The sequence below is a fragment of the Cerasibacillus sp. genome (genome assembly GCF_036516575.1).
In the GTDB taxonomy this organism is placed as follows: Bacteria; Bacillota; Bacilli; order Bacillales; family Amphibacillaceae; genus Cerasibacillus.
On sequence record NZ_DATBTY010000047.1, the window covers coordinates 1 to 1,875 of the forward strand.

At 33.8% G+C, this 1,875-nt stretch carries 3 protein-coding genes; all 3 read left to right on the forward strand.

Going from position 1 to position 1,875, the window contains the following annotated elements; genetic code table 11:
- A partial coding sequence (locus VIG73_RS08785; protein ID WP_331641069.1) for an FCD domain-containing protein occupies nucleotides 1-282 on the forward strand: 282 nt, incomplete at its 5' end.
- Nucleotide 283: 1 nt separating this feature from the next.
- Nucleotides 284-1,249, forward strand: coding sequence for an ABC transporter permease (locus VIG73_RS08790; RefSeq protein WP_331641071.1), 966 nt, complete (start codon nucleotides 284-286; stop codon nucleotides 1,247-1,249).
- Between the two features lie 55 nt (nucleotides 1,250-1,304).
- The coding region (locus VIG73_RS08795; RefSeq protein ID WP_331641073.1) for an ABC transporter permease at nucleotides 1,305-1,875 on the forward strand (571 nt) is incomplete at its 3' end.

Genomic DNA, 1,875 nt, shown 5'->3' on the forward strand with positions numbered 1-1,875 from the left:
CTCATTGATTTGGATGAAGAATTTCATTCCCTAATTATTTTAGAATCGGGGAATGGGAAACTTTATGAAGTTTGGTCTACATTAAAGGCTGTTAATATGATGATTTTTGTATCGACTTATAGCCTAGATCTATTTAATTCCGGAAGACAAGGGCCAGCTCACCAGAAAATTGTTGAAATAATAAAACGGAAATCTGAAGATGATATCCAAACAATAATATCTGAACATTATAATGATTCTATTGATATTTTTGAACTTATGGATAGAGTGGAGGAAGAATAGTATGGGAGCTTATTTAAGAAAACGAGCGTTGACTGGACTTTTAGTCATCTTTGTATCTTTATCATTAACATTTTTCTTAATTCATATGTCGCCTGGTAATCCAGTCACAATCTTGGCGGGGACGGATAATCCTTCACCAGAAATGATTGAACATTTAAATGAAAAATACGGCTTAGATCAACCGATTTACATTCAATTTTTTAAATATATCGGTAATTTACTTAAAGGTGACCTTGGATATTCAATCGTAAGTAATGAGCCTGTTCTTGGTTTAATCTTAGAACGGCTTGGTCCGACATTACTCTTGGCTTTAACAGGATTAATTTTAGCGGCAGTAATCGGAACTATATTAGGAATTTATGCTGCCCGGAAAAATGGATCGAAATTTGATGTGTTTATGAGTGGTATGTCATATATTTTTGATTCGATGCCATCGTTTTGGTTAGGATTAATGCTTATCTTATTATTCGCAACGGTTCTTCAGTCGTTCCCTACATCTGGAATGGTTGATTTAAGAGCAGCACCAACGGGAATAGAATATTACATAAGTGTGGCAAAACATTTATTTTTACCGTTACTAACCGTTGTATTAACACAGATTCCATTTTTCTACCGTATTGCACGCTCATCTGTCATTCAAACGATGTCTGAAGACTTTATAACGACTTTTAAAGCGACAGGGATGGATGAGGGAAAAATCTTTAGAAAATACGTTTTTAAAAACTCAATTTTGCCAACAGTAACAATGTTCGGCATCAGTTTAGCGTATGTATTAGCAGGTGTAGCAATTATTGAAATTGTCTTTGCTTGGCCTGGAATGGGGAGATTATTAATTGATTCAATTATGAAGCGTGATTATCCACTACTTATGGGAATTTATCTATTCTTATCGATTTCTATAGCAGTGACGATGATTATTATTGATTTACTATATTCAATCATCGACCCAAGAATTAAAAATACGTAATTAATGGAGTGCCTATTGATTGAAATCATATATTTGGGTGAGGAGTGTATGACAAGTGAAAGATTTAACAGTACAAGCATCTGATAGAAAACAGCGCTTCCTTAATATGTTAAAGGTGATTAATAAAAACACTCAACTAAAAATAGGGTTAGTTTTATTAAGCATAATTGTATTAGCAGCATTGTTTGCTCCATTAATTGCTCCGTACAATCCATATAGTTTAAATAATGATTTAGTACAAACACCGAATATAAGTCATATATTGGGAACAGATGGTTTAGGTCGAGATGTATTTAGCGGAATCCTATATGGAGCGAGAACATCATTGTTAATTGGAGTAGTTGCTGCACTTATTTCAGCCATTATTGGAACGATTATCGGTGGGATTGCCGGATATTTTAGAGGTCGTGTTGACGCAGTCCTAAATGAATTTATTAATGTATTTTTAATGATACCCACATTTTTCTTAATTTTAATGACAGTCGCTCTATTCGGATCAAATATTTTCAATGTTATTATTGTCATTGGTGTCACGATGTGGACAGGAAATGCTCGACTTATGAGAGCACAAGCATTATCTCTAAGAGAACGTACATTCATTACATCATTAGAAGCAACTGGTTTTA